Origin of the sequence: Desulfovibrio gilichinskyi (assembly GCF_900177375.1) — a bacterium.
Classification (GTDB): Bacteria; Desulfobacterota; Desulfovibrionia; order Desulfovibrionales; family Desulfovibrionaceae; genus Maridesulfovibrio; species Maridesulfovibrio gilichinskyi.
The window spans coordinates 871,153-893,740 of sequence record NZ_FWZU01000001.1; the positions used below are offsets into that span (position 1 = coordinate 871,153).

Annotated in this window: 24 protein-coding genes; 2 read left to right on the forward strand and 22 right to left on the reverse strand. The window is 41.3% G+C overall.

The window, feature by feature from the left end:
• Positions 1–23: 23 nt before the first annotated feature.
• The 3 genes from clpA to B9N78_RS04070 all read right to left on the reverse strand — a co-directional run bounded on the left by clpA (position 24) and on the right by B9N78_RS04070 (position 3,390).
• Complete coding sequence (gene clpA / locus B9N78_RS04060) at positions 24–2,369, reverse strand: ATP-dependent Clp protease ATP-binding subunit ClpA (RefSeq protein ID WP_085098683.1); 2,346 nt, start codon at positions 2,367–2,369, stop codon at positions 24–26.
• Positions 2,370–2,375: 6 nt separating this feature from the next.
• A complete protein-coding gene (gene clpS, locus B9N78_RS04065; RefSeq protein ID WP_085098686.1) occupies positions 2,376–2,684 on the reverse strand; it encodes an ATP-dependent Clp protease adapter ClpS in 309 nt (102 codons plus the stop codon).
• A 127-nt stretch (positions 2,685–2,811) separates the two neighbouring features.
• Positions 2,812–3,390, reverse strand: coding sequence for a class IV adenylate cyclase (locus B9N78_RS04070; RefSeq protein ID WP_085098689.1), 579 nt, complete (start codon positions 3,388–3,390; stop codon positions 2,812–2,814).
• A 73-nt stretch (positions 3,391–3,463) separates the two neighbouring features.
• On the opposite strand from B9N78_RS04070, the gene crcB reads away from it, so the two are divergent.
• Positions 3,464–3,844 carry a fluoride efflux transporter CrcB gene (crcB, locus tag B9N78_RS04075; RefSeq protein ID WP_085098692.1) on the forward strand — a complete coding sequence of 127 codons (381 nt, stop codon included), beginning with the start codon at positions 3,464–3,466 and terminating at the stop codon, positions 3,842–3,844.
• A 44-nt stretch (positions 3,845–3,888) separates the two neighbouring features.
• Positions 3,889–4,233: a DUF190 domain-containing protein gene (locus B9N78_RS04080; protein WP_085098695.1), complete on the forward strand. Its 345-nt coding sequence runs from the start codon at positions 3,889–3,891 to the stop codon at positions 4,231–4,233.
• A gap of 114 nt (positions 4,234–4,347) precedes the next feature.
• Here B9N78_RS04080 and B9N78_RS04085 read toward each other — a convergent pair whose 3' ends face one another.
• From B9N78_RS04085 to B9N78_RS04175, 19 genes are all read right to left on the reverse strand, one after another.
• Entirely contained in the window at positions 4,348–5,415 is a 1,068-nt protein-coding gene (locus tag B9N78_RS04085) for a protein-glutamate methylesterase/protein-glutamine glutaminase (protein ID WP_085098698.1), read from the reverse strand.
• Between the two features lie 7 nt (positions 5,416–5,422).
• On the reverse strand, positions 5,423–6,271 hold the full coding sequence (locus B9N78_RS04090) for a CheR family methyltransferase (RefSeq protein ID WP_085098701.1): 849 nt from the start codon (positions 6,269–6,271) through the stop codon (positions 5,423–5,425).
• A gap of 7 nt (positions 6,272–6,278) precedes the next feature.
• Positions 6,279–8,546 carry a chemotaxis protein CheA gene (locus tag B9N78_RS04095; protein WP_085098704.1) on the reverse strand — a complete coding sequence of 756 codons (2,268 nt, stop codon included), beginning with the start codon at positions 8,544–8,546 and terminating at the stop codon, positions 6,279–6,281.
• 177 nt (positions 8,547–8,723) lie between these two features.
• Positions 8,724–9,221 (reverse strand): DUF2062 domain-containing protein, encoded by a 498-nt coding sequence (locus tag B9N78_RS04100; RefSeq protein WP_085098706.1) that lies wholly within the window; start codon positions 9,219–9,221, stop codon positions 8,724–8,726.
• Positions 9,222–9,342: 121 nt separating this feature from the next.
• Positions 9,343–11,394, reverse strand: coding sequence for an elongation factor G (fusA, locus tag B9N78_RS04105; protein ID WP_085098709.1), 2,052 nt, complete (start codon positions 11,392–11,394; stop codon positions 9,343–9,345).
• Between the two features lie 89 nt (positions 11,395–11,483).
• Positions 11,484–12,296, reverse strand: coding sequence for a histidinol dehydrogenase (locus B9N78_RS04110; protein ID WP_085098711.1), 813 nt, complete (start codon positions 12,294–12,296; stop codon positions 11,484–11,486).
• Positions 12,297–12,484: 188 nt separating this feature from the next.
• A complete protein-coding gene (locus B9N78_RS04115; protein ID WP_085098714.1) occupies positions 12,485–13,216 on the reverse strand; it encodes an outer membrane protein assembly factor BamD in 732 nt (243 codons plus the stop codon).
• Positions 13,209–14,132 carry a thioredoxin-disulfide reductase gene (trxB, locus tag B9N78_RS04120; RefSeq protein WP_085098717.1) on the reverse strand — a complete coding sequence of 308 codons (924 nt, stop codon included), beginning with the start codon at positions 14,130–14,132 and terminating at the stop codon, positions 13,209–13,211. Before trxB ends, B9N78_RS04115 begins: the two co-directional genes overlap by 8 nt.
• Positions 14,133–14,136: 4 nt before the next feature.
• Complete coding sequence (trxA, locus tag B9N78_RS04125; protein WP_085098720.1) at positions 14,137–14,457, reverse strand: thioredoxin; 321 nt, start codon at positions 14,455–14,457, stop codon at positions 14,137–14,139.
• A gap of 201 nt (positions 14,458–14,658) precedes the next feature.
• Complete coding sequence (gene tsaD, locus B9N78_RS04130; protein WP_085098723.1) at positions 14,659–15,735, reverse strand: tRNA (adenosine(37)-N6)-threonylcarbamoyltransferase complex transferase subunit TsaD; 1,077 nt, start codon at positions 15,733–15,735, stop codon at positions 14,659–14,661.
• Positions 15,735–16,751, reverse strand: coding sequence for a class 1 fructose-bisphosphatase (fbp, locus tag B9N78_RS04135; protein ID WP_085098726.1), 1,017 nt, complete (start codon positions 16,749–16,751; stop codon positions 15,735–15,737). The genes tsaD and fbp overlap by 1 nt, the downstream gene beginning before the upstream one ends.
• A gap of 79 nt (positions 16,752–16,830) precedes the next feature.
• A complete protein-coding gene (locus B9N78_RS04140) occupies positions 16,831–17,637 on the reverse strand; it encodes a hypothetical protein (protein ID WP_085098729.1) in 807 nt (268 codons plus the stop codon).
• Between the two features lie 87 nt (positions 17,638–17,724).
• Positions 17,725–18,597 carry a tetratricopeptide repeat protein gene (locus tag B9N78_RS04145; RefSeq protein ID WP_085098732.1) on the reverse strand — a complete coding sequence of 291 codons (873 nt, stop codon included), beginning with the start codon at positions 18,595–18,597 and terminating at the stop codon, positions 17,725–17,727.
• The gene (locus tag B9N78_RS04150) at positions 18,581–18,907 is read right to left on the reverse strand and encodes an FtsB family cell division protein (RefSeq protein ID WP_085098735.1); all 327 of its coding nucleotides are present in this window, start codon (positions 18,905–18,907) and stop codon (positions 18,581–18,583) included. The genes B9N78_RS04145 and B9N78_RS04150 overlap by 17 nt, the downstream gene beginning before the upstream one ends.
• A 9-nt stretch (positions 18,908–18,916) precedes the next feature.
• Entirely contained in the window at positions 18,917–19,195 is a 279-nt protein-coding gene (locus tag B9N78_RS04155; protein WP_085098738.1) for a hypothetical protein, read from the reverse strand.
• 40 nt (positions 19,196–19,235) lie between these two features.
• Positions 19,236–19,781, reverse strand: a complete 546-nt coding sequence (pgsA, locus tag B9N78_RS04160; RefSeq protein WP_085098741.1) for a CDP-diacylglycerol--glycerol-3-phosphate 3-phosphatidyltransferase — start codon at positions 19,779–19,781, stop codon at positions 19,236–19,238.
• Between the two features lie 158 nt (positions 19,782–19,939).
• Complete coding sequence (locus B9N78_RS04165) at positions 19,940–20,830, reverse strand: Mrp/NBP35 family ATP-binding protein (protein ID WP_085098744.1); 891 nt, start codon at positions 20,828–20,830, stop codon at positions 19,940–19,942.
• Between the two features lie 51 nt (positions 20,831–20,881).
• Entirely contained in the window at positions 20,882–21,841 is a 960-nt protein-coding gene (locus tag B9N78_RS04170) for a DUF368 domain-containing protein (protein WP_085098747.1), read from the reverse strand.
• Between the two features lie 22 nt (positions 21,842–21,863).
• Positions 21,864–22,508 (reverse strand): protein-L-isoaspartate(D-aspartate) O-methyltransferase, encoded by a 645-nt coding sequence (locus B9N78_RS04175; protein ID WP_085098749.1) that lies wholly within the window; start codon positions 22,506–22,508, stop codon positions 21,864–21,866.
• Positions 22,509–22,588 lie beyond the last annotated feature (80 nt).

The window sequence follows — 22,588 nt, forward strand, 5'->3', positions numbered from 1 at the left end:
AAAAATACGCTTAATCAAAGCTGTTAATCGCTGCCGACGGCTTTGAAGTCAAAAGTCAGGACTTCATCTTTTTTCTTATCTTTCTTGGTGGAAATAAGAACCTGACCACCCTTAACAAGCTTACCGAAAAGAATTTCATCAGCAATTTCATCTTTGATGGAAGTCTGAATAAGCCGAGACATAGGGCGTGCGCCATATGCAGGATCATGTCCCTTCTCTGCAAGCCAGCGTCTTGATTTATCGTCCAGCGTAACAACGATTCGCTGATCGGCAAGCTGTCCGTTAAGTTCATTAATGAACTTATCAACAATCATTTCCATAACATCAATCTTAAGCGAGTTAAAGGAAACTATCGCGTCAAGCCTGTTACGAAACTCAGGACTGAATACCTTTTCAATAGCCTTGATTGCGAAGTTCTTGTCTTCTGCCCCATGAACCCCTGCTCCGAAACCGATTCCGCTTTTAGTCATTTCGCGCGCACCGGCATTTGAAGTCATAAGCAATACAGCATTTCTGAAATCGGCTTTTCTACCGTTATTATCCGTAAGAGTTGCATAGTCCATAACCTGCAACAGGATATTGAATACATCAGGGTGCGCTTTTTCAATTTCATCGAAAAGGATAACACAATGCGGATTCTTGCGAACGCCTTCTGTCAGCAAACCACCCTGATCAAAACCTACATATCCGGGAGGAGCACCGATAAGACGGGCAACCGCATGTTTTTCCATATACTCACTCATATCAAAACGCATGAAGTGAATGCCCATAGTTTTAGCAAGCTGCCTTGAAAGCTCGGTTTTACCCACTCCTGTAGGACCGGTAAGCAAAAATGATCCTGTAGGCCGTCCGACCTGCTTCATTCCGGCTCTGGACCGAAGAATAGCCTTGGCAATAATATCTACAGCTTCATCCTGTCCGAACACAACAGACTTGAGATTAGTATCAAGTTCCTGCAAACGGGTACGGTCGGACATGGTGATCCGCCGCGTCGGAATACGCGCAATCTTTGAAATTACCTTTTCTACATCGGAAACAAGGATCTTATCCCCTTTGCGCTTACGCGGGCTTAGACCGTAAAAAGCTCCGGCTTCGTCAATTACGTCAATAGCTTTATCCGGCAGAAAACGTTCATTGATATGCCTTGCAGCAAGTTCCGCAGCGGCTTTAATGGCTGACGGAGAATAGACAACTTTATGATGCTCTTCATAATAAGGCTTAAGCCCTTTGAGAATTTCAATAGTCTCTTCAACCGAAGGTTCAGTAATATCTATCTTCTGGAATCTGCGAGACAAAGCACGATCTTTTTCAAAATGATTTTTATATTCTTCATAGGTCGTAGCACCTATGCAGCGGACGTCACCGGAAGCCAGAAACGGCTTGAGGATGTTTGAAGCGTCCATTGATCCACCGCTGACAGCTCCGGCTCCGACTATAGTGTGAATTTCATCCACAAACAAAATTGCTCCGGGAATATGCTTAATCTGCGCAAGAACACCTTTCAAACGGGATTCAAAATCCCCTCTGTACTTTGTTCCGGCAAGAAGAGCACCCATATCAAGAGCGAAAACTTCTGTATTTTCGAAGGATCTTGGAACATTACCAGTTGCAATGGCAAGAGCAAGTCCCTCCGCCATAGCGGTTTTACCAACGCCAGGATCACCTACAAAAATAGGATTATTCTTCCGTCTGCGTGAAAGTACCTGTAAAGTTCTTTCGATTTCAGAATCACGTCCTATAAGCGGATCAATTTTTCCGGCTTTAGCCTTCATGGTCAGGTTGGTTGCAAACTCTTCGAGTGGAGATTTTTTATCATCTTTACCACTTCCCGGTCTGCCTTGAGATCTTCCCTGTCCACCCCTTTGGCCTAAGTCATTATCAGGATTTTGACCTGCGCCTGAATTAGGGCTGATATTCAGTCCTTCAGTCCAGTCATTTTCATTGCTTAAGGCATGTGAAATATATTCAAGTATATCAAGCCGGCTGACATCATGAGTTTTCATGAAATATACGGCGTATGAATCCTCTTCTTCGAACATGGCGGCAAGCACATCGCCGACCTCAACAACTTCTTTACCGGCTGCTTTTTTCTGCCAGATGGCTTTCTGGAGGACTCGTCTCACACCGAGAGTCTGAATGACTTCTGTGTCGACTCCGCTCGGGAGCGGTTCTAAATTTTCATCAAAAAACTTTTCAAGCTGGCTCCTGAGCTGTATAAGCTCAGCACCGCAGCCAGAAAGAATATCCGCGCCTATTTCTTCCTGAACAATGGCATAAAGCAAATGTTCAAGGGTAAGAAACTCGTGATTTCTGAGCCTGACTTCATTAACAGCAGAAGTCAGAGCTTGTTCAAGGGCTTTGCTAAGCATATATTATCAGACCTCTTCTATTGTACATTTAAGAGGAAAGCCGGCTTGCGTTGCAAGCTGCCTGACCATTTCCACGCGTGTTTCAGCTACTTCTGCAGTGTATATACCACAGATTGCGAATCCTTCATTATGAACTTTAAGCATAATCTCAGTTGATTCTTCCTCTGTTTTTCTAAACACTTGCACTAGCACAGCAATAACAAATTCCATGGAAGTATAATCATCGTTATGCAACAAAACCTTATACTTTCTAGGTTCTTTAAGCTCATCCTTAAAGACAACATCTGAATCAAATTCTTCATTATATTTAGACATATTTCACTACACAATTAAAATATTTGTTTTTTATCTTAGCTAACAATAAGAACTAATTCACTATCTGTCGAGCACGAAATGACAATAAAACGTAATTATGAATTATAATCTTTTAGATTTTATACGTTTAATATTCCAAAGCTTCCAACTCTTCAGGGCTGAATACAAAATTTTCATCAGCTTCAAGCCCGGCTTTCGCGCGGTAGGCCCTGTTCAATTCATGGTATGTTTTTTTACTGGCAGAGGATTCATCAAGCCCGAGTTTATCCGCACATGCCAGAATCGAGTCTTCAGTTCCTTCAATTTCAATAAATGACCCGAACGGTAGAAGATCGAGGCATATTAAGCATTCCTCAAACTTCCATTCTTCTCTGAATTTTTCATATTTAAAGACCGGAGAATACCCCAAAACTTCCAGAGCTGAAACAGTTTCATTAAAATCTGAAACTTCTGTTTCATGTTCAATATACACCTTTGCTTTTCCGGAAACTATGTTTGCCGGAATACGTTTAACGGTCATGGTTATTTTATCGGCCTGCCTTACTCTTAATAAGGCCGAACGTTTAAAAAGTGTTCTGGAAGGATCATCTAGAACAACATTACGCTCAAAATGACGCGAAAGAAACTCTCCGCCAAAATTTTTGAGAGATTTTTTCAGCTGATCATGATCAACATTCAAATATTTAAGTTCTATTTCAAAGGCCATTGCGCTTTTCTCTTATAGCTTGAAGTGGTACTGATTTTTCAGCAATGATATAGTTTAATACAGGACAGCAGATATGCAAAAATATTTTTTCTTAGCAGCAGGCGGAGCAGCCGGAACACTTTGCAGATATTTTGTTTCCGGCGCAGCCCAACGTTTTTTTGATTCTAATTTCCCGGCAGGTACTTTTACCGTCAACATGCTTGGATGTTTACTATTTGGAATTATTACCGGAACATTTCAGGATAGGCTAGGACTTTCACCGCATATGAGATTAATGGTCCTCACCGGATTTATGGGTGCATTTACAACATTTTCGACTTATATGTTTGAAACAACCACTCTCGCAAAATCCGGACAATGGACGCTGGCCGCCCTGAATATCGGTGGACAGAGTGCATTTGGATTTCTCTGCGTGATTGCAGGACTCACTCTTGGAAGAGCAATAGTTTCATAAAATTCTGACCGACTTTACCCAATATTATTAAAACGGAGCTTAGAATGAATCTGCCAGAAAAAGCTGTACGACTCAGGATTTTTACAGGAGAAGAAAACCGCATAGACCACCGCCCCACCTTCGAAGTAATTGTGCATGAAGCCAGACAAAGAGGGCTTGCAGGGGCAACCGTATATCGCGGGGTAATGGGCTATGGAGTGAACAGCCAAGTTCGCACAACTTCTATTTTAAGACTTTCAGAAGATTTACCGATGATCATAGAAATTGTCGATACCGCTGAAAAAATAGCACCATTTAAAGATTATTTAATAGAAACCATGTCCGAAGGGTTAGTCACTGCGGAAGAAGTCAATGTCGTTTTTCATAAACATAATCAGGGCAAGAAATAAAAACCACACTCGCACGAAATATAGTCATCAAACTCAAAAAAAGCTCTCAGGATATACTTAAGATATCCTGAGAGCTCCTCAAAATCAGCATATCCAATAAATTTACGATTCCGCCTAACGGCAACTCTTAGCCATAACTTCGGATGCAATCTTTTTAAGCGGCATAACAGTATCAACTCCGCCGTGCTTAATTGCTTCCTGCGGCATACCGAATACTACGCAAGAGGCTTCGTCCTGAGCGATACAGTATGTTCCGGCATCATGCATCTCTTTCATACCTTTTGCGCCGTCATCACCCATTCCGGTCATAATAACACCGATCGCATTTTTGCCTGCATTGTGCGCACCGGATCTGAACAGGACATCAACAGAAGGTCTATGCCTGCTGACAAGCGGTCCGTCCTTTATTTCTACGTAATAGCGCGCGCCGGATCTTTTAACCAGCATGTGCTTATTTCCGGGAGCAATGAGAGCCTGCCCTCTGAGTATACTGTCCCCGTCTACAGCTTCCTTAACTTTGATCTGGCAGATATTATTAAGTCTGTTTGAAAAAGCCGCCGTAAAATGTTCCGGCATATGCTGAACAATTGCAATCCCCGGACAGTCTAAAGGCATACTTTGTAAAAATGTAAGCAAAGCTTCTGTCCCACCGGTTGATGCTCCCACTAAAACCACTTTTTCTGTTGTCTGCAAACAATTGGTTTTGGCTTTAGGCAGCATTGCATCGGCTGTAAGCTTCGGCTGAACGATCATAGGTTTTGATGTAAGTTTTTTAGGCTTGGTTAAAGCCGCAGCTTTAACGACATCACAAACTCTGATGCAGGATTCTTCAAAGAACTGTCTTGTTCCAACTTTAGGTTTAGTAATAACCTCAACTGCGCCGAATTCAAGAGCTTTCATATAACTATCCGACCCTTTTTCAGTAAGAGTTGAACAAATTACAACAGCAATCGGATGTTGAGTCATCAACTTCCGCAAAAAGGTCAGTCCATCCATTCGCGGCATCTCAATATCTAAAGTAATGACATCCGGAATAACCGTTTCCATTATCTTTGCAGCTAAAAACGGATCGGCGGCACTGCCGACAACTTCAATATCAGGATCTGTCTCAAACAGACTCATCATCGCGCTTCTAACCAAAGCAGAATCATCAACAATTAATACACGGGTCTTCTTTCTCATTCTTCCCTCAAATTTTCTGGTAAACTGTAGGAGCAATTTGCCTTACTGGAAGATCCATTCCTGAAATACTTTCGGAATGACCTATAAATAAAAATCCACCTTTAGATAGCCGTGCACAAAACTTACTGAAAAGGGTGTATTGGGTTGGTCGATCAAAATAAATCACCACATTACGACAAAAGATTATATCTTTTTCATCTTTAAACGGAAACTTTTCCATGAAGTTTAATCTGCGAAATTCAACCTTGCGTCTTATTTCCGGAGCAATTCTGATCAGTTGCTTATCTTTATTCCTACTTTTAAGCAGATATTTTTTTTTCATAGCCATCGGGATAACATCAACCTTGCTGAGCGGGTACACGGCATTTATGGCTTTGTTGAGTATCTCGTTTGAAATATCCGTCGCAAGTATTGAAAAATTAAAATCAGGATTATTTGCAGCAAACTCACTTAGAACAATAGCCAAAGTATATGGCTCCTCTCCACTGGAACACCCGGCAGACCAGACTTTAAGAGTAGAAGAACTTCGCCGTGTAAACTCAGGCAAAACAGTGCTGAGAAGGATCTCAAAATGTTTAGGCTCGCGAAAAAAATCAGTCGTATTAGTTGTAACAACATCAATCAGTTGTGTAAGTTCTTTTTCAAGCCCGCCTGGACTGAATATAAAATCACAGTACTCGGAATGAGACTTCATTCCCAAAGCTCTCAATCTTTTCTGAAGCCGAGCCTCGAGCATGGTCTTTTTGGTAATAGGCATTTTAATTCCGAATTCACTCTTAATCAGGTTACTGAATTTTTTAAAATCAGCATCCTGCATTTTGGGAGTGATGAAATTCATATCATCAATATTATTCATATAGACTTTAGCCTGCTGCTTTTATTTCTGCAAGAACAGTACGAAAAAGCTTCGGTATATCAAGGATTAAAGCAAGAGTTCCGTCTCCTTTAATCGTTGCACCGGAAATACCTTCTACATCTCTGTAAACCCTGCCAAGACTTTTAATAACAGTTTGATGTTCTCCTATTACAGTATCAACAACAACTCCCAATCTCTCACCTTCAAGCCCTGTTATTACAATTTGTTCTATAGCAGGAGCTTCACCCTCCACATCAAACCATTCTCTAATACGAATATAAGGGACAATTTCACCGCGCAAATTAACGAACTGCTGCCCGTTTGCAGCTTCTACATCTTTACGGGTCAGTTCAACGCATTCTTCAACAAGCGAAAGAGGAATTACAAAATAGCCGTTATCAACTTTAACCTGCAATCCATCAATAATTGCAAGAGTCAATGGCAATCTGATTGTAATTAAAGACCCTTTTCCTTCCTGACTATCTATATCAATACGCCCTCGTAATGAATCGATTGCGCGTTTTACAACATCCATTCCGACACCGCGCCCGGAAACGTTGGTAATTTTCTCCGCAGTAGAAAAACCCGGCTCAAAAATAAGATTGAAAATTTCTTTTGATGACAGCTCCGCATCGGCGGCAATAAGACCTTTTTCTATCGCTTTTGCTCTAATAACATCTTGTGACATGCCCTTACCGTCATCTTTAATCAAAATCACAACTTCGCCGCCGGAATGCTCTGCTGTTAAAGTGATACTTCCGCGCCTCGGCTTTCCGCTCGCTTCACGAACAGCAGGAAGTTCTACCCCGTGATCTATGGAATTTCGTAATAAGTGAATAAGAGGATCGCTCAATCTTTCAATAACGGTTTTATCCAGCTCTGTTTCTGCGCCGATTGTATGCAAATCCATTTCCTTACCGAGTTCATCGGAAAGATCACGCACCAATCGTCTGAATTTACTGAATGTCGTTCCGATCGGAAGCATTCTTATTCCAAGGGTACTGTCTCTTAGTTCATCCGAAAGGCGTTCCAGTTCTTCCGAAAGAGATGTGAGAACAGGGTCATTTTTCTTACTGACAACCTGGCATATCTGAGCTTGGACAATGACTAACTCACCAACGAGGTCAACCAGCAAGTCAAGTTTATCTGCGGAAACTCTTATTGAAGAAGCCGCCTCCGGTTTACGGACGGAAGGGTCAGTTTTTTTACTGGCGCGCTGTTCGGCTAAAGCACTGTCCACTTTTTCGCGTGCAACGATGCCTTTGGCAGTCAGTAGTTCGCCGATAGGTTTTTGATCAGCAAGAGCGTCATCCAGATCTTTCTGCGATACATCTCCTCTGTCGACAAGAATCTCACCCAGTTTCTTAACCGTATCTGGCTTCTGCGTTACCGGTTCTTCATCAGAAGATTTATCGGCTTTATCGAAAGATATGCCAGAATTTTCTGACGCACCAGTTTCAGCTGTATCAATTTCAGAAATATATTCATCAAGTTTAGCTTGATCCAGCTCTTTAACTTGTACGGTAATCGGAACATCAGTGAAAAAGAAAATTTCTTCAATAGAAGAGCTGTCTTTATTGCTAAAGAAAAGAAGTTCCCACCAGTTTCCGGAATGATCAGGATTATTCTCAAAATCTGTAAAAGTCAGTTCAGATCTGATTTCTCCAATACTTGCGAGATCTTCAAAAAGGGGCAGCAGAGAATCCGTTGACACATTATCCGCGGCAACAGAGCTGATTGTAATCTTAAAAAAGCATTCCCAAAGAACGTCGGAGTTCCCGATTTGGGATTTATTAATATTAATTTCTTCTTTTTCCGAAGATTCACTTTTTATTTTTTCTGGTTCAATATTTTCAGCAGCAGGCAAATCAGATTCAGCTGATGCTGATTCCGGTGATCCTCCGCCCACAATTTGTTTAAGATTTTCAAGAATCTCTTCAGATTTACCGATTTCCCCCTCACCGGACGACGACAGCAACATTGAATAAATATGATCACGGGACGCCAAAACAAGAGTCAACAATTCTTTAGTAACTAACAGCTCACCGTTTCTGACCAGATCAAAAACGTTTTCAACATGATGAGTAAATCCTGCAATTGCATCAAACCCGAACATGGATCCGGAGCCTTTGATTGTATGTAAAGCCCTGAATACTCTGTTGATTAAATCCATATCGTTAGGAAGGTCTTCAAGTTCTAATAAAGAGGTTTCAAGCTCACCTAAAAGCTCGAAAGCCTCCTCTTTAAAAACTTGCGTAGTCATATCATCAGACATAAAAAGTCTCCCAATCATTATTCGTAATCAATTCTATCTGCATTTTTAAACATTTAATTGATATTTTTCAAGAAGTATTACAATAAACGTCATTTAAATTGAACTATTAAAAAAGCCTCCCCTAAGGGAGGCTTTAGCTTAATACGAATTGATTTGACTGGCACTAGTTAATTACAATTAATTCTTACGAGACAGCATGCGTAATGCTTTCCGTTTTCTATTTCTTCTAACAACAAACAGTGTAATAAAATATGCGGCTATGGACAGAGGAACAGCCAGAACAAAACCACCGAACATTAAAATAGTAACCCCTTGCCAACCTATTTCCATAAAATCTGAAACCTGCCATGTTGCAGGATCAAACGTAACATGTATCGGGAGCAGAAATGTTCCGATTTTAAATTGAATGTAATAAAATAAAATCCAGTTAAAAGGATTTGAAATCCATGTTGCGATAATTGCTGCCAATTTATTACTTCTGGTTATGAAAGAGGCGGCCACAGCTATAACTGTCTGCAAAGGTAATCCCGGGATAACGGGAAAACATCCTCCGAAAACACCGCAGGCTACCCCCATGGCAATTTGGTAGGGGGAACCATTAAGACGTAAAATTTTTAGGTAATAAAATCGGATAAGTCGTTTTAACTTAACATACCTGCTTTCTTCTTTTAACATCAAAATTCCTTCTTTACCGGCTGATTAATAACAAAGCAAAATCAGAAAACCAATATATTGAAATACAGCTTATGAGAAGCCTGCATTTAAGGATTCACACAAAAGACACTCAAGGAAGGAATTACTTTTCAAGGACATCAAAGCTGTGAAACTTCATTACAAAGCCAGCGCGACCTTGAGTTGAAGACCGCAACTCTGTGGAAAATCCGAACATTCTACTAAGTGGCGCAAGAGCCTGCACGACTTTCTGTCCATGGCGATCAAGCATATTCTCAATACGCGCGCCCTTAGCTCCAAGCAGACCGATAACATCTCCGATGAAATCATCAGGAACTGAAATTTCTATATCCATAATCGGTTCCATAAGCTTAGGAGATGAAGCAGTTAAAGCTTTTTTAAGTGCCCGTCCAGCCGCAAAATGATAACCCTGCGTAGTGGCCTCAGTCTCTTTCTTTTTAAGCTCCAGCACACGAACCCTGACATCCTGAACAGGAAATCCTTTCAAAACGCCTACTTGTAGAGAATCATCTATACCTTCAGCCACAGCATCAAGCCAAACGGAAGGCCACACAGCGGTATCAATTTCAAAACTGACATTACGCCCTTCGCCCCGTTTAGAAGGTTCAACAGACAGCTTTACATATCCGTAATATTTTTCATCACCAATTTGTCTGTCAAATTCTTCTTCAGCTTCCGCCAAAATACTCGGCACTTCCTGATAGACAACTTGCGGTTTTCCGGCTCTAGGAGCAAGCCCGTATTCACGGCGCATCCGTTCAAGTACAACTTCTAAATGAAGTTCTCCCATACCGGATAAAATTATCTGTCCGGTGTCCTCATCTGTTTTAAGATTAAGAGTGGGATCTTCTTGCAGATATTTATCCAGCACATCTTCAAGTTTCTCGGACTCTTCCGCATTGCGCGGCTCGATGGCTAATGAAATAACCGGCTTATAGAGTTCAATCTGTTCAAGCATAATCGGTTTTTCAGAAGTAGAAAGAGTGTCGCCTGTACGGGAATTCTTAAGACCGTCCACCGCGACAATATCGCCTACCCCTGCAACATCCAGCTTTTCTCTGCGGCCGGCATGCATTCTGAAAAGGCGATCTATTCTCTCAACGGTCCCTTGCGTTACGTTCTTAACCGTATCACCAGTTGCAATTTTGCCGGAATAAATTCTCATGAGCACTATTTTGCGCCCTGAATCCATAACAATCTTAAAAACCAAAGCTTGAAAATCAGCCGAAACACTCGGTTCTACGACTTTTTCAACCCCTGTAAGCGGGTCAACGCCTTTAATTTGCGCAACTTCATGCGGACTTGGCAGATATTTACCTATCGCGTCCATTAAAGGCTGCACCCCGATGTTTTTTAAAGCTGATCCGGCAAAAACAGGTACAAGCGCAAGCTGTAATGTAGCTTTACGAATAACGGATTCTATGTACTTCGGATCAATTTCATCGCTCAGGTAACGCTCTAAAAATTCATCGTCAAACTCGGAAAGAGTATCACACATTTTTCCGCGCCATGGAGACACCCGCTCTAATTCTTCTTCGCTAAGGTCAACCGCCTCAAATTCTTCGCCGTTTTGATCGTCATCATATACAAGTTTTTTGAGACGGATAAGATCAAAAACGCCAGCGAACTCTTCTCCAGCGCCATCCGGAATCTGTACAGGAAGAATATTAGCTTTGAGTTTATCTGTTATAGATTCGAGAACAGCTTCAAAATCTGCTCCGAGTCTGTCCATTTTATTTATGAAAATAAGTTTCGGAACCTTATAACTTTCGCTCTGCCGCCAAACAGTTTCAGACTGAGGTTCAACACCGCCGACAGCACAAAAAACACCTATCGCGCCATCGAGAACTCTAAGTGAACGCTGTACCTCAATAGTAAAATCAACATGGCCCGGGGTATCAATTATATTGATTGTATTCTTGTTCCATAAGCAGGTGGTTACAGCGGAAGTAATGGTAATGCCGCGTTCCTGTTCCTCCGGCATATAATCCATAGTGGCGGTCCCTTCATGAACTTCGCCAAGCCTGTGAATCTTGCCTGAAAAATAGAGTATGCGCTCGGTAACAGTTGTTTTACCGGCATCAATATGTGCAATAATTCCAATATTTCGTATTTTACCGATACTCGTGGAAGAAAAATCAGATTTATCACTCATAAAATTACCTTCCGTATAAAATTCTTATTCATAAACAATTTTCAACTATGCTGATCTGCATATTCGGCAGCAATTGAGCAACTATTTTTCTATGAACAAACTGTCAAAGCTATTGAATTTTTCCTAAAGAACTGATCCGTAATGGTATTCCACAGCCAGCAACCTTCCTGGTCATGCGAAAGAACAATTTTAAAATCAACCAGAGCTTCGCCGATAAGTTCAGCCGGGACAATGGCCGCATCTCCGCCGGATTCTGCAAGATCTTCAATTGTGATTTCTTTGATTTCAACATCAGGATGAGCAAATTTAATAACGTCCATATCCGGATCATCTTCATCCATGCACACTGAAATGAGAGATATTTTAGGAGCACGCCAGTAACGGACATTTTCGCAATAGCTAAGATCAGCGGGAGTTGATCTCAGATCTAAAATTGCAGCAGAAGCGTCTGATTCATAAACAAAAGAAACTAATTCTGAAAATTTATCCTCGGAAATCAAAACAACTGATTCCTGCCCGGCCAGCTCAAAGCCCGTTAAAACAGCTTCGGAAATTTCGCCGTCTCCGACAAAAACAACCATAATATTCTTAACCCCGACCGCTAAAGCCGGTGTAAGAGCGGCTAAAATTCTGACTGCGGAACTTGATCCTTTATCAATAACCATAAGAACGCAATCAAGAGGAGAATTCGCAACTTCAGTTTCAAAACCCCCTTTCCAAGTATTAACAGTCCATTTGCTTTGCGGAGAATCCGGGGAGCTGATTGCATATACCTGCGCAATAGTCTTCTTCATCCATGCCCTTTGTGGAGGCAGAACAGACTCATAAGCTTTAGCAAAAACTTCATCTGTTATTTGAAATTCTTCAAGCCAATCAGGAAATGCAAAGGAATCTGAAGTCATTTTTTTTACCTGCGTCTGTTAAGTTCTTTTAAAGATTAAGGACTTTAAAACAAATGAAATATTACTTAATAAATATAAACTGAAATATTCAGTTAAACAATTAGATAAAATTGCGAAAAAAATACCCGACAGACAACGGTCAGCCGGGTAAATTAGCTTTAAATAATTAATACGCTTTACAGCTGTAATTACAGCCAGTCCACAAGTTCCTTCCATGAACCTTGAAGCTTTTCTCTCTCTTCTTGCGAGAGAGTTTTCTGATATTCATAGTATGACATTTCAGCCTGTTTTATTGCATACTTACGAACTTCAGGAAGGTCCTTAAAGTTACGGACTACAAAAGCATACCTTTTCCACGCAGATCCGAATTTACCGGATCGCCAGAAAAAGTCGGCAATATAAAGTTCCTGATCCGCAAGAGCCCGCCGGCATTTAATAATATAACCCTTTGAGGACTTTGCGTACTCGCTGTCAGGATAGGCTTCTTCAACACGATAAAAATACTCAAGAGCCTCGCTCACACTTTGCTGAGGCTTATCAATCGAGCTGAACAATGAAAAATTGCTCAGTCCTATTTGAAACAGAACATATGGAATCTCATCGTTACCGGGATGAAGAGCTGCGAACTCTTTGTATGCTTCTGACGCATCGAAGAATTTGCCATCCAGAAAATATGAATCGCCTAGGCTGATTTCAGCTTTAACGGTGTAAGGACTGAATGGATATCTATCTTTTAACTTCGCAAAAAAATCAGACGCCTGACTATAATTCTTATCCTTCATGGATTCAACGCCGGCTTCATAGAGTTCCTGCGCGGTATCCTCAGGTTTAGGAAGAAAATAGTAATCGATAACACCACATCCAGTGGTGCAGAACATCAAAATCAAACAAACTATAAAACAAAATATTCTATTACGCATTGTTGTGTTCCAAATACGCAAAAGCTGCAGTTGCAGCCGTTGCGCCGTCACCTACTGCGGTAACTACCTGCCGACAATTTTTGGATCGAATATCTCCGGCGGCAAAGATACCGGGAATATTGGTTTCCATTTCACAAGTCGTTTTGATGAAACCGGATTGATCCAATTGAAGCTCAGCAGGAAAAAAAGTACTTACAGGATTGAATCCTACAAAAATAAAAACGCCATCAACATCTAAGACAGTATATTCATTGGTAACAGTATCCTTTATTTCGATACCTACCACTTCGCTATCTCCGACAATGCGGGATACTACGGAATTTAAAACCGGAATGATTTTAGAATCAGCGTTACATTTATCCTGATAACACTTAAGCCCTCTAAACTCTGATCTGCGATGTATGAGATATATTTTCTTTACGAGCCTTGCAAGGTAAAGTGACTCTTCAAGGGCAGAATTTCCACCACCGACAACAGCAACAACTTTATTTTTGTAAAAATTACCGTCACATAGAGCGCAATACGAAACGCCGCGTCCGAGAAGTTTTTCTTCATTAGGAACTTTTAGCTTTCTAAAAACAACCCCGGTAGTAATAATAACAGTTCTGGCCTTGTAATAAACGCCAGCTACAATAATCTCATGCGACCCTTTTCCAGGAATAATCTGTTGAACTTCATCTAGAATTTTATCAAATTTATATTTGTTAACATGCTCCGCCATTTGATCAGCAAGCTCATAACCTTTAATTCCATCCGGAAAACCGGGATAATTCTCAAGCTCTTCTGTAAGAAGCATCTGCCCGCCGGACGCTAACTTCTCAACGACAAGTATTTTCACACCTGCCCTGACAAGATAAAGGGCGGCCGCCATTCCGGCCGGTCCGCCCCCTATAACAATAGCGTCATAAGACTTCATTAAATTACAGAGCCTTGCTAGTAATCATTTCCTTAATACTGCTTTTAGAAACAGCACCTGTAGTTTGATCAACAACTTCTCCGTCTTTAAAAAGGATAAGAGTAGGAATAGCACGAATGCCGTACTTACCGGGTGATGAAGGGTTGTCATCAACATTCATCTTACAAATTTTAATCTTATCTGAAAATTCTTCAGCAAGTTCATCTATTACAGGACCCATAGCGCGACAAGGGCCACACCAGGGGGCCCAGAAATCAACCAGAACCGGTTTATCATTATTTAGAACTTCTTCTTGAAAAGTGGAATCTGTTACCTGTAAAGACATGACGTGCTCCTTGTTGTAATATTTTAATAATAACACCACTTTAAAAGTGGATCAAATTTATTTTCCAAGCGGAGTGTTAAGACCCCAACTCAATTATGAAATTTAATTATCGTTAGGCAAAGTGTCAAGCTGTATTGAGCTATAACATTCTCCAACATAATCAAGATAACTACCTATAGCTGAAATGGCAATAATTGCAGACTATATTTGTGCAACACGAATCCAGTCCTCGGGGACAACCCGACCTCTTGGAATAGCTTCAAGATCAAGCCCGTGCCTGAACCCTTCTTTAGCTAGAAGATAACCTGAAAACGCAACCATTGCACCATTATCTGTACAAAATTTAGGCGACGGCAAAACTAAAGGAATTGAAAATTTACGAGCAACTTTAGTCATGACAGTTCGAACCACCGAGTTTGCGGCAACTCCCCCTGCAACAATCAGGGATTTAACACCCTTATTCCTCTCCAGTGCGCGTTCTGTCTTAACACTTAGAGTTTTTGCTACCGAGTAGTTAAACGATGCAAACATATCATTTCTTTGCCGTGTGATTTCAGGATCTTCGGTTTCTGAGTCAGGAATTCCCATATTAGAAAGCCGAAGTTCAGGATGATCCTGAACGTACATAGCCGCCGCTGTTTTCAGTCCGCTAAAGCTGAAGTCCAAATTATCATTGTTAATATAAGGAGTTGGAAACATTTTACGATCTGCATTACCAGCGCGAGCCAGTTCATCAACAATTTTGCCACCGGGATATGGAATATTTAATAATTTTGCAGTCTTATCAAAAGCCTCACCGGCAGCGTCATCAAGAGTTCTACCTAAAAGAATGAATTCTGACGAACTTTTTATAAGATAAATGTGCGTATGCCCGCCGGAAACCAGCAATCCGAGTGAAGGGAATTGTAATTCCTGTTCAAGCCCTGCCGCCATCAAATGCGCCCAAAGATGATTAACACCTATCAAGGTAGCTCCGGTTGAAAGAGCCAGCCCTTTTGCAAAGTTAAGCCCCATCAATAAGCATCCCTGAAGACCAGGTCCGCGGGCAACAGATATCACATCAATATCATCAGCCGTAAGCGCCTGCTCCTGCATAAGTTCACGGAACAACGCAGGCAGAGCCCTCAAATGTTCTCTGGACGCAATTTCAGGGACAACGCCACCGAAAAGAGCGTGTACATCCACCTGCGAAGCCAATTTTTCTGCAATAAATTTTCCATCTCGAACCAAGGCCAGTCCGGTTTCATCGCATGAACTTTCAATTCCGAGACATAGCATTAGCCGTTCTGCTCCTCATAAATATCACGAACAACCGAGACTTCATGTTTTGATCCGATAAACAGCGGAACCCTTTGATGCAGTTCATGAGGAACAATATCAAGAATACGTTTTGTGCCGTCTGTAGCCATACCGCCGGCCTGCTCAACCAGCATTGCCATTGGAGCGGCTTCACACATAAGTCTCAGTTTACCGACAGGCTTATGCGGATCCCTATGGTCGGCCGGATACATAAATATACCGCCATAAATGAGGTTACGATGAAAATCAGCCACTAGGGAACCGATGTAACGCAGACTGTACGGATGTCCGTTAATATTATCAGCGGATTTGAAATGATTGATGACTTTCTTAGTTGCCTCATCCCAATATGACCAGTAACCTTCGTTTACTGAATAGATCTTTCCTCTTTCCGGAATTTTCATATTCGGATGCGAAAGTAAAAATTCACCGACCCCCGGGTCAAGAGTAAAACCATGAACTCCGTCTCCGGTTGTAAAAACAAGCATGGTTGATGAACCGTACAGCACATAGCCGGCCGCAACCTGCTCTGAACAGCACTGAAGTACATCGGAAGATTGAACAGGAGTCCCAACCTTACTTTTGCGGCGGTAAATCGAAAAAATAGTTCCTATATTAACATTAACATCAGTATTGGACGATCCATCAAGAGGGTCAAAAATTATTATATAACTTCCCTGTGGCAGTCCGTGCGGGATATCAATGATATCGGCATTTTCTTCTGAAGCCATTGCGCACAGAACTCCGGACCGGGCCATGCGATGAATTAAAATCCTATTGGCGAACTCATCAAGTTTTTTTACTTCTTCACCTTGAACATTTATTTCTCCGGTAAATCCCAGAACATCGACAAGACCGGCTTTACTAACGTCTCGTGATATAATCTTCGCCGAAAGAACTAGCTCATTAAAAAGATGCGTAAACTGTCCTGTCGCACCCGGAATCTGCTTTTGATGCAGTAAAAGGTGTTCAGTGACTGTTATCTGCTGGGTCATTTATCCTCCTTAAGGAATGTCCCTGGTGCACGGTTGTTCAGAAGTTCAATTAAAGTAGAACATATATTACTGAACAATTTTAAAAAATCGAAAATGCTTCACCTTCATCTGCGTCATCTTTTGTCACTATTTTTGTCGCATACACTATCTGAGTATCACTAACGTAACGTGACAGCCAAACATATTTATCTTTACCTATTTTAGTAACACCATGCACTTCTTTATCAAGAAGAGCATCCCAATCAATCTTTAAAAAAGGTTCTTTTTCTAAAGTCTGATCGCCACTCCATATGCCGCCACCGTCAGGCTGCATAATTACAAGCTTCTGAGGGAACGGACAAAAATTGAGTAAGACTCTTGGATCAAAATGTACGACCACAAGCCCTTTAAATTCTGCATCCTTAAAAAAGGGTTTGCAAAGATACATCTCAGGACCGAATTCCGAGTAATTAATGAAAGACTTCATTTTTATCTCAGACCAGTCCCCTTCGTATTCAACTAGTGGTCCGGGTTTAAACGGCTTTATGCTCTCTTGCGGCAATTTAACCAGAACATTTGCTTCATCATCTACAGTGAACACGCCGGTAATCCAAGGAAAACGTAAAAACAAAAGTTTAAACCAATCTTCATCAGGATGGGAGTCAATGTTGGAAAGAAATGAAGTTAAAGAAAGTATTTTTTCATCCACAGGAGTAAACAAAAGAGCTAACTCATTATCGTTAACATTTTTGAGTCCTGCAGATTTCAAATCAATTGTAGGATTAGGGTTTACAGAGTCTTGTGCATCACGCCAGACTTTACTTCCGTATTCACACCCTGTGGCAGACATAGACAATACTAACAAAACAAAAAGTGCGACAAATCGCACTGAATTATTAAATCTCATATTTAACCCAAATGCCGGATAACTAAATCCAGTGGTACGTTTATAGAAAATTGATTTTGAATAATTTAAAAATAAACAGAAAGAAAATTAACGGGATGCTCTGGCTTCAAGCCGTTCAGCAAGCAGCTCAAGTGTGCTCATTAATTTACTTTTAGAATGTTTAACATATGGATCATCACATTCATCACAATCATCGCCTTTGCAATTATTGTGTTCTGTACCGATTCGAGAAGAAATATCAGCCATAATCTTAAGCAATTCATCTTTATGAGAAACATCCGCATGGGCAAGAAGATCACGATAGATATCCAAAGCCCCGACAAGTTCTCCCTGCGAAGCTAACACATCGGCCATGGTTCTAGTCCGTAAACCATCCATAACTGTCGGGCTGGTCAGTACATCATCATCGATTTCGCCGTCAGCATCAATTCCGGCTGAAGCAAGCTCAATCTCGCGAGATAAAATTTCACTATCGGATAAATCAACATTTTTAATTGTCTTGGAACCGAATTCTTTATCAGTTTCAGACATACTTGTTCCAGCTGAAAAGGAACCGATGCCTGTTAACTTTCTAATTCCCTCAGACATAACATCAGACCATGAAAGCGGCGTGCCGTGGAGCGCAGAAAACAAAAACGCCATTGCTCCTGCAACATCAGTGTTGCCTTCAGATACGGAATCTCCCCACATTTTCCAAAACGAGGGATATGAAGAAAATAGTCTTGTGAGTGGAGCAACCGCAGCTTTAGCTTCAGAAGCTCTATCGAGCTTGGCAAGAGTTTCAACAAGCAGCAAGCGGGCTTCAAGGTAATCAGGGTGGCGGTCAAGCCCCATTCTGAGAGCTGTTACAGCTTTCTCAAGACTACCCATTTCAACATAAAGACGAGCTAAAGGGAAAAAAACTTTAGAGCTGGGTTCCAGTGCCAAGACTTCCTGATACCACTCAATTTTGCTTTGCATCTGTAGTTTCTCCCTGTGGCTTTAACTCCCCGCTTTCGGGGAAAATATATAACAATTCATTCTCTTTAACATAATTCATACGGTTACGTATAATTTTCTCCTGATAAGCTTTATCAGATTTTAAACGTCTGATTTCTCTGCTTAATTCAAGAGTACGGTTATCAGCATTTTCAATTCTCAGTTCGAGTTCCTGAACTTTTTGATCCAGTTCGCGGTACCCGAAATAACCCTGCTCGCTAAAGCCGAGACGTAAAATCAAAACAACATTTATCAAAACTAGAAGCCCTAACAAAAATCTACGCCTCAGCACTATAAACTCCTACTGCAGACGCATAAAAAGCTTTTTAGACGAATCTAGTTGACGAAGCGGATGCCTCAGTTCTTTTAAAAAACTTCCTGTTGCGGTTTCAATTCTCTGAACATCGTCTTCATTAATTTGAACCTTCTCAACTTTTTGCATAAATTCCTTTAAAACCTCAAGTTCTTCAAGGAAATTGCGGTTAAGATCGAGCTTTTCCAAGTCCTGCTCAAGTTCAAGAATAGTCTCAAGACAATTGTTCAGCCTGATTATAAGATTATTTCTTTCAGTATGGTTCATGCTGCACCTAGCTGAGTATTATTTATTTGCTTTCAAAAAATTATTCGCTAGTTAACCAAATTTTATGCAAATTGTACATATAATTACCACCGGAAAAGACAGTCAATGCTAATGCCACATATAGAATCCATGTTCCGAGGGCGTGCATATCCACCCCGAAATAAGAATAATTGAGCAAAAGCGGACCTAAAGCCAGACTTTGCGCCATAGTTTTCATCTTGCCGAATTTATCAGCGGCAAGGACCAACCCCATATCCATGGCAATAGCGCGCAGCCCTGTGATGATAAGTTCACGGCAGATAATGACAACACTTATCCAACCGGCCACATAACCGAGCTGTGTGAGCATTACTAAAGTAGAACTTATTAAAAGTTTATCCGCTAATGGATCTAAAAATTTACCAAGTGATGTTACCTGATTTTGCCGACGCGCGATTATGCCGTCAAAAATATCTGTCAGCGATGCTATAAAAAACATCAAAGCTGCAAGAAACATCGTTACCTGGTTAGGAAAATAAAGAAGGACCACTATTACTGGTACAGTAAAAATGCGTCCAAGAGTCAGGGAATTAGCGAGATTGAACATGGCGTGTCCCGGTTCTAAAATTCATTTAATCAGAGTATTTTTATAACTGTACTCTGAATGCTGGCCAGATTTTAAAGTTGCCGGGGAGACTATTTGGCTCCCCGCAACCTAAATCGATACTTATCACTCAATACAAAACTAAAATCGGCTATCTAATCCTAGATATGAGTGCTGGAAGCAATTTCCAAACTGCTTTCAGCAGCTTTTGCTATTTTATCCGCAACATCTCTGAATGCGGTTTTAGCTGGGGAATCTTCCTCAAGCAGAACAACCGGTTTACCAAGATCAGCAGCAACAACGGCTGTTGGATCTAAAGGAATGGCCCCTAAGAACGGCAATCCGTATTTTTCGGCAAGCAGTTTACCGCCACCCTTTTTAAACAGATCTATGTGCTCTTTGCAATGAGGGCAGATAAGACCGCTCATATTTTCTACAACACCCATGATATTAGCCTTGGCGTACTGGAGAAAATTAATGGCTTTGCGGACATCTGCAAGAGAAATTTCCTGTGGAGTTGTTACAACAACAGCTAAGGACTCAGGAATAGTCTTAAGAACTGTCATAGGCTCGTCACCTGTTCCCGGAGGGGAATCAATGACCAGAAAATCCAAATCTCCCCACTGAACGTCAGAAATAAACTGTCTGATAGCGGATGTTTTCATCGGTCCGCGCCACAGAACAGCCTGATCAGGATCTTTAAGCAATGATTCCATGGAAACAACATGAAGATTATCATTCACTCTTTTAGGAACAACCAGATTTCCACGTTCAACTTCAAGCTGTCCGGTAATTCCAAGTAAATGAGGAACGCTCGGTCCGTGAATATCAACATCCAAGATACCGACTTTAAAGCCTTTATCCGCAAGAGCTGCCGCAATATTGACAGCCACAGAACTTTTGCCGACGCCGCCTTTACCGCTCATAACAAAAATTTTGTATTTAATTCTCTTCAGGGTAGAAGAAATTAACTCATTCTGAAGAGCATGGGCGGCACTTGTTTTATCGCCGTCTTTCTGTCCTGATGAACAGGACCCACATGATGAACTCATTTTTCTGCCTTTGTTGTATATTAAACTAAGGGAGGATTTCTCCCAACAAAATCAGCCCCTTTGAGCTGAAGATATCCATTCTAGAATCAGTACTATTGCAAAACCAGTAAGCATTAATCCGACAGCCATTGCAAAATCACCGTTATACGCGGGAGGAAGAACATTGGCTTCACTCAAAACATGAGTTTTTCCGCGAATAACCACAGACTCAAGTACATCTTTCCAAGGCCATACTTTCCGCATGGCTCCAGCCATAAACCCGGTAAGAATGCTGATTGTAACACCATGGTGCTTTTCGAGAAAATAATGAAGCGCACGTGAAAAAAGAGAAATTCCAAACGCACATCCGCAAACAAAAGCAATCAATATAGCTGTATTCTCAGGTAAAGCCGGATTTCGCAATGCTCCCGTTACGTACTCATATTTACCAAGTAAGAGCAGAATAAAGGCTCCGCTTATCCCCGGCAGAATCATGGCACAAATCGAGATCGAAGCACACAGAAAAACAAACCATAAAGTATCAGGAGTCGTAACAGGAATCAATCCAACTAAAATAAAGCTGAAAATTGCCCCGAGTATACCGCAGAAAATATTTTTTGCCGAAAAATTACCGATTTTTCTGCCAACCACTAAAATGGAAGACGCAATAAGCCCGAAAAAGAGTGACCAGACTTGTACCGGATGATTGACAAGAAGAGAATGGATTATATTGGCAACTGAAACCATAGCCAGAAGTATACCGAAGAGAAGCGGAATAAGAAATTTTAAATGAGGTTCCGCCACTGCGCCCATTAAATCGAATGTAACCAACTTTTTTATAAAAGTTCCGTTAAATGAACGGATTGAGTCTATTAATTCATCGTAAATACCGGTAATGAAAGCCATTGTACCGCCGGATACTCCCGGAATTATATCGGCAACGCCCATGCAAAGCCCTTTGAGTATCAAAATAAGATACTCACGAATTGAGCTCGGTCCGGGTCCGTTGTTCCATGCTTGAATTAAATTCATTTAGTCTCCGGCAAATCCGCTATTACCAACCCTGTTTACCGACAAGATCAACAAACGCGCATCCACCCATATCTTTTTCTGTAATTTTACCGTCTTCCTTGGTGACCAGAATCAGCTGCTGCCGTCTTTTTTCCGTCCCGACAGGTATAATCATTCTTCCATTGTCGGCAAGCTGATCTATCAAATATTGAGGTATTTCCGGTCCGCCGGCTGTAACAATAATTCGATCAAAAGGAGCTTCATCCGGCCAGCCCATAGTTCCGTCATCAAGCTTTAGACGAATATTAAAATATCTCATTTCAAACAGAAGAGTTCGCGCGGCTATAAACAGTTTACGTATCCTTTCCACAGAATAGACATCTGCGCCCATTTCGCCTAGCACCGCAGCTTGATACCCAGATCCTGTCCCGATTTCCAGAACTTTATGACCGGACTCAATCTGCAATAATTCTGACATGAAAGCGACGATAAACGGCTGAGAAATGGTCTGTCCTTCTCCGATAGGTAGCGCGCTGTCCGCGTAGGCTCTATCAGCAAGAGCTCCCTGAACAAAAAGATGTCTTGGAATTTTCCGCATGGCTGAAAGAACATTTTGATCAACCACGCCTCTGGCCACAATCTGCTCTTCTACCATTTTAGCTCTGCTGAACTTTGGATCAATCCGCACTCTTTCTCCTGATGAGGTTCTGCCTCAAAACAAACTACATAAACTAAAATGAACCTGAGTTATCATGTAAATATTATTAA

What these genes read in the sequence shown, in the direction of transcription:
- clpA (WP_085098683.1), bottom strand. Translation starts at nt 2,369, where the DNA reads ATGCTTAGCAAAGCCCTTGAACAAGCTCTGACTTCTGCTGTTAATGAA.
- clpS (WP_085098686.1), bottom strand. Translation starts at nt 2,684, where the DNA reads ATGTCTAAATATAATGAAGAATTTGATTCAGATGTTGTCTTTAAGGAT.
- B9N78_RS04070 (WP_085098689.1), bottom strand. Translation starts at nt 3,390, where the DNA reads ATGGCCTTTGAAATAGAACTTAAATATTTGAATGTTGATCATGATCAG.
- crcB (WP_085098692.1), top strand. Translation starts at nt 3,464, where the DNA reads ATGCAAAAATATTTTTTCTTAGCAGCAGGCGGAGCAGCCGGAACACTT.
- B9N78_RS04080 (WP_085098695.1), top strand. Translation starts at nt 3,889, where the DNA reads ATGAATCTGCCAGAAAAAGCTGTACGACTCAGGATTTTTACAGGAGAA.
- B9N78_RS04085 (WP_085098698.1), bottom strand. Translation starts at nt 5,415, where the DNA reads ATGAGAAAGAAGACCCGTGTATTAATTGTTGATGATTCTGCTTTGGTT.
- B9N78_RS04090 (WP_085098701.1), bottom strand. Translation starts at nt 6,271, where the DNA reads ATGAATAATATTGATGATATGAATTTCATCACTCCCAAAATGCAGGAT.
- B9N78_RS04095 (WP_085098704.1), bottom strand. Translation starts at nt 8,546, where the DNA reads ATGTCTGATGATATGACTACGCAAGTTTTTAAAGAGGAGGCTTTCGAG.
- B9N78_RS04100 (WP_085098706.1), bottom strand. Translation starts at nt 9,221, where the DNA reads ATGTTAAAAGAAGAAAGCAGGTATGTTAAGTTAAAACGACTTATCCGA.
- fusA (WP_085098709.1), bottom strand. Translation starts at nt 11,394, where the DNA reads ATGAGTGATAAATCTGATTTTTCTTCCACGAGTATCGGTAAAATACGA.
- B9N78_RS04110 (WP_085098711.1), bottom strand. Translation starts at nt 12,296, where the DNA reads ATGACTTCAGATTCCTTTGCATTTCCTGATTGGCTTGAAGAATTTCAA.
- B9N78_RS04115 (WP_085098714.1), bottom strand. Translation starts at nt 13,216, where the DNA reads ATGCGTAATAGAATATTTTGTTTTATAGTTTGTTTGATTTTGATGTTC.
- trxB (WP_085098717.1), bottom strand. Translation starts at nt 14,132, where the DNA reads ATGAAGTCTTATGACGCTATTGTTATAGGGGGCGGACCGGCCGGAATG.
- trxA (WP_085098720.1), bottom strand. Translation starts at nt 14,457, where the DNA reads ATGTCTTTACAGGTAACAGATTCCACTTTTCAAGAAGAAGTTCTAAAT.
- tsaD (WP_085098723.1), bottom strand. Translation starts at nt 15,735, where the DNA reads ATGCTATGTCTCGGAATTGAAAGTTCATGCGATGAAACCGGACTGGCC.
- fbp (WP_085098726.1), bottom strand. Translation starts at nt 16,751, where the DNA reads ATGACCCAGCAGATAACAGTCACTGAACACCTTTTACTGCATCAAAAG.
- B9N78_RS04140 (WP_085098729.1), bottom strand. Translation starts at nt 17,637, where the DNA reads ATGAGATTTAATAATTCAGTGCGATTTGTCGCACTTTTTGTTTTGTTA.
- B9N78_RS04145 (WP_085098732.1), bottom strand. Translation starts at nt 18,597, where the DNA reads ATGCAAAGCAAAATTGAGTGGTATCAGGAAGTCTTGGCACTGGAACCC.
- B9N78_RS04155 (WP_085098738.1), bottom strand. Translation starts at nt 19,195, where the DNA reads ATGAACCATACTGAAAGAAATAATCTTATAATCAGGCTGAACAATTGT.
- pgsA (WP_085098741.1), bottom strand. Translation starts at nt 19,781, where the DNA reads ATGTTCAATCTCGCTAATTCCCTGACTCTTGGACGCATTTTTACTGTA.
- B9N78_RS04165 (WP_085098744.1), bottom strand. Translation starts at nt 20,830, where the DNA reads ATGAGTTCATCATGTGGGTCCTGTTCATCAGGACAGAAAGACGGCGAT.
- B9N78_RS04170 (WP_085098747.1), bottom strand. Translation starts at nt 21,841, where the DNA reads ATGAATTTAATTCAAGCATGGAACAACGGACCCGGACCGAGCTCAATT.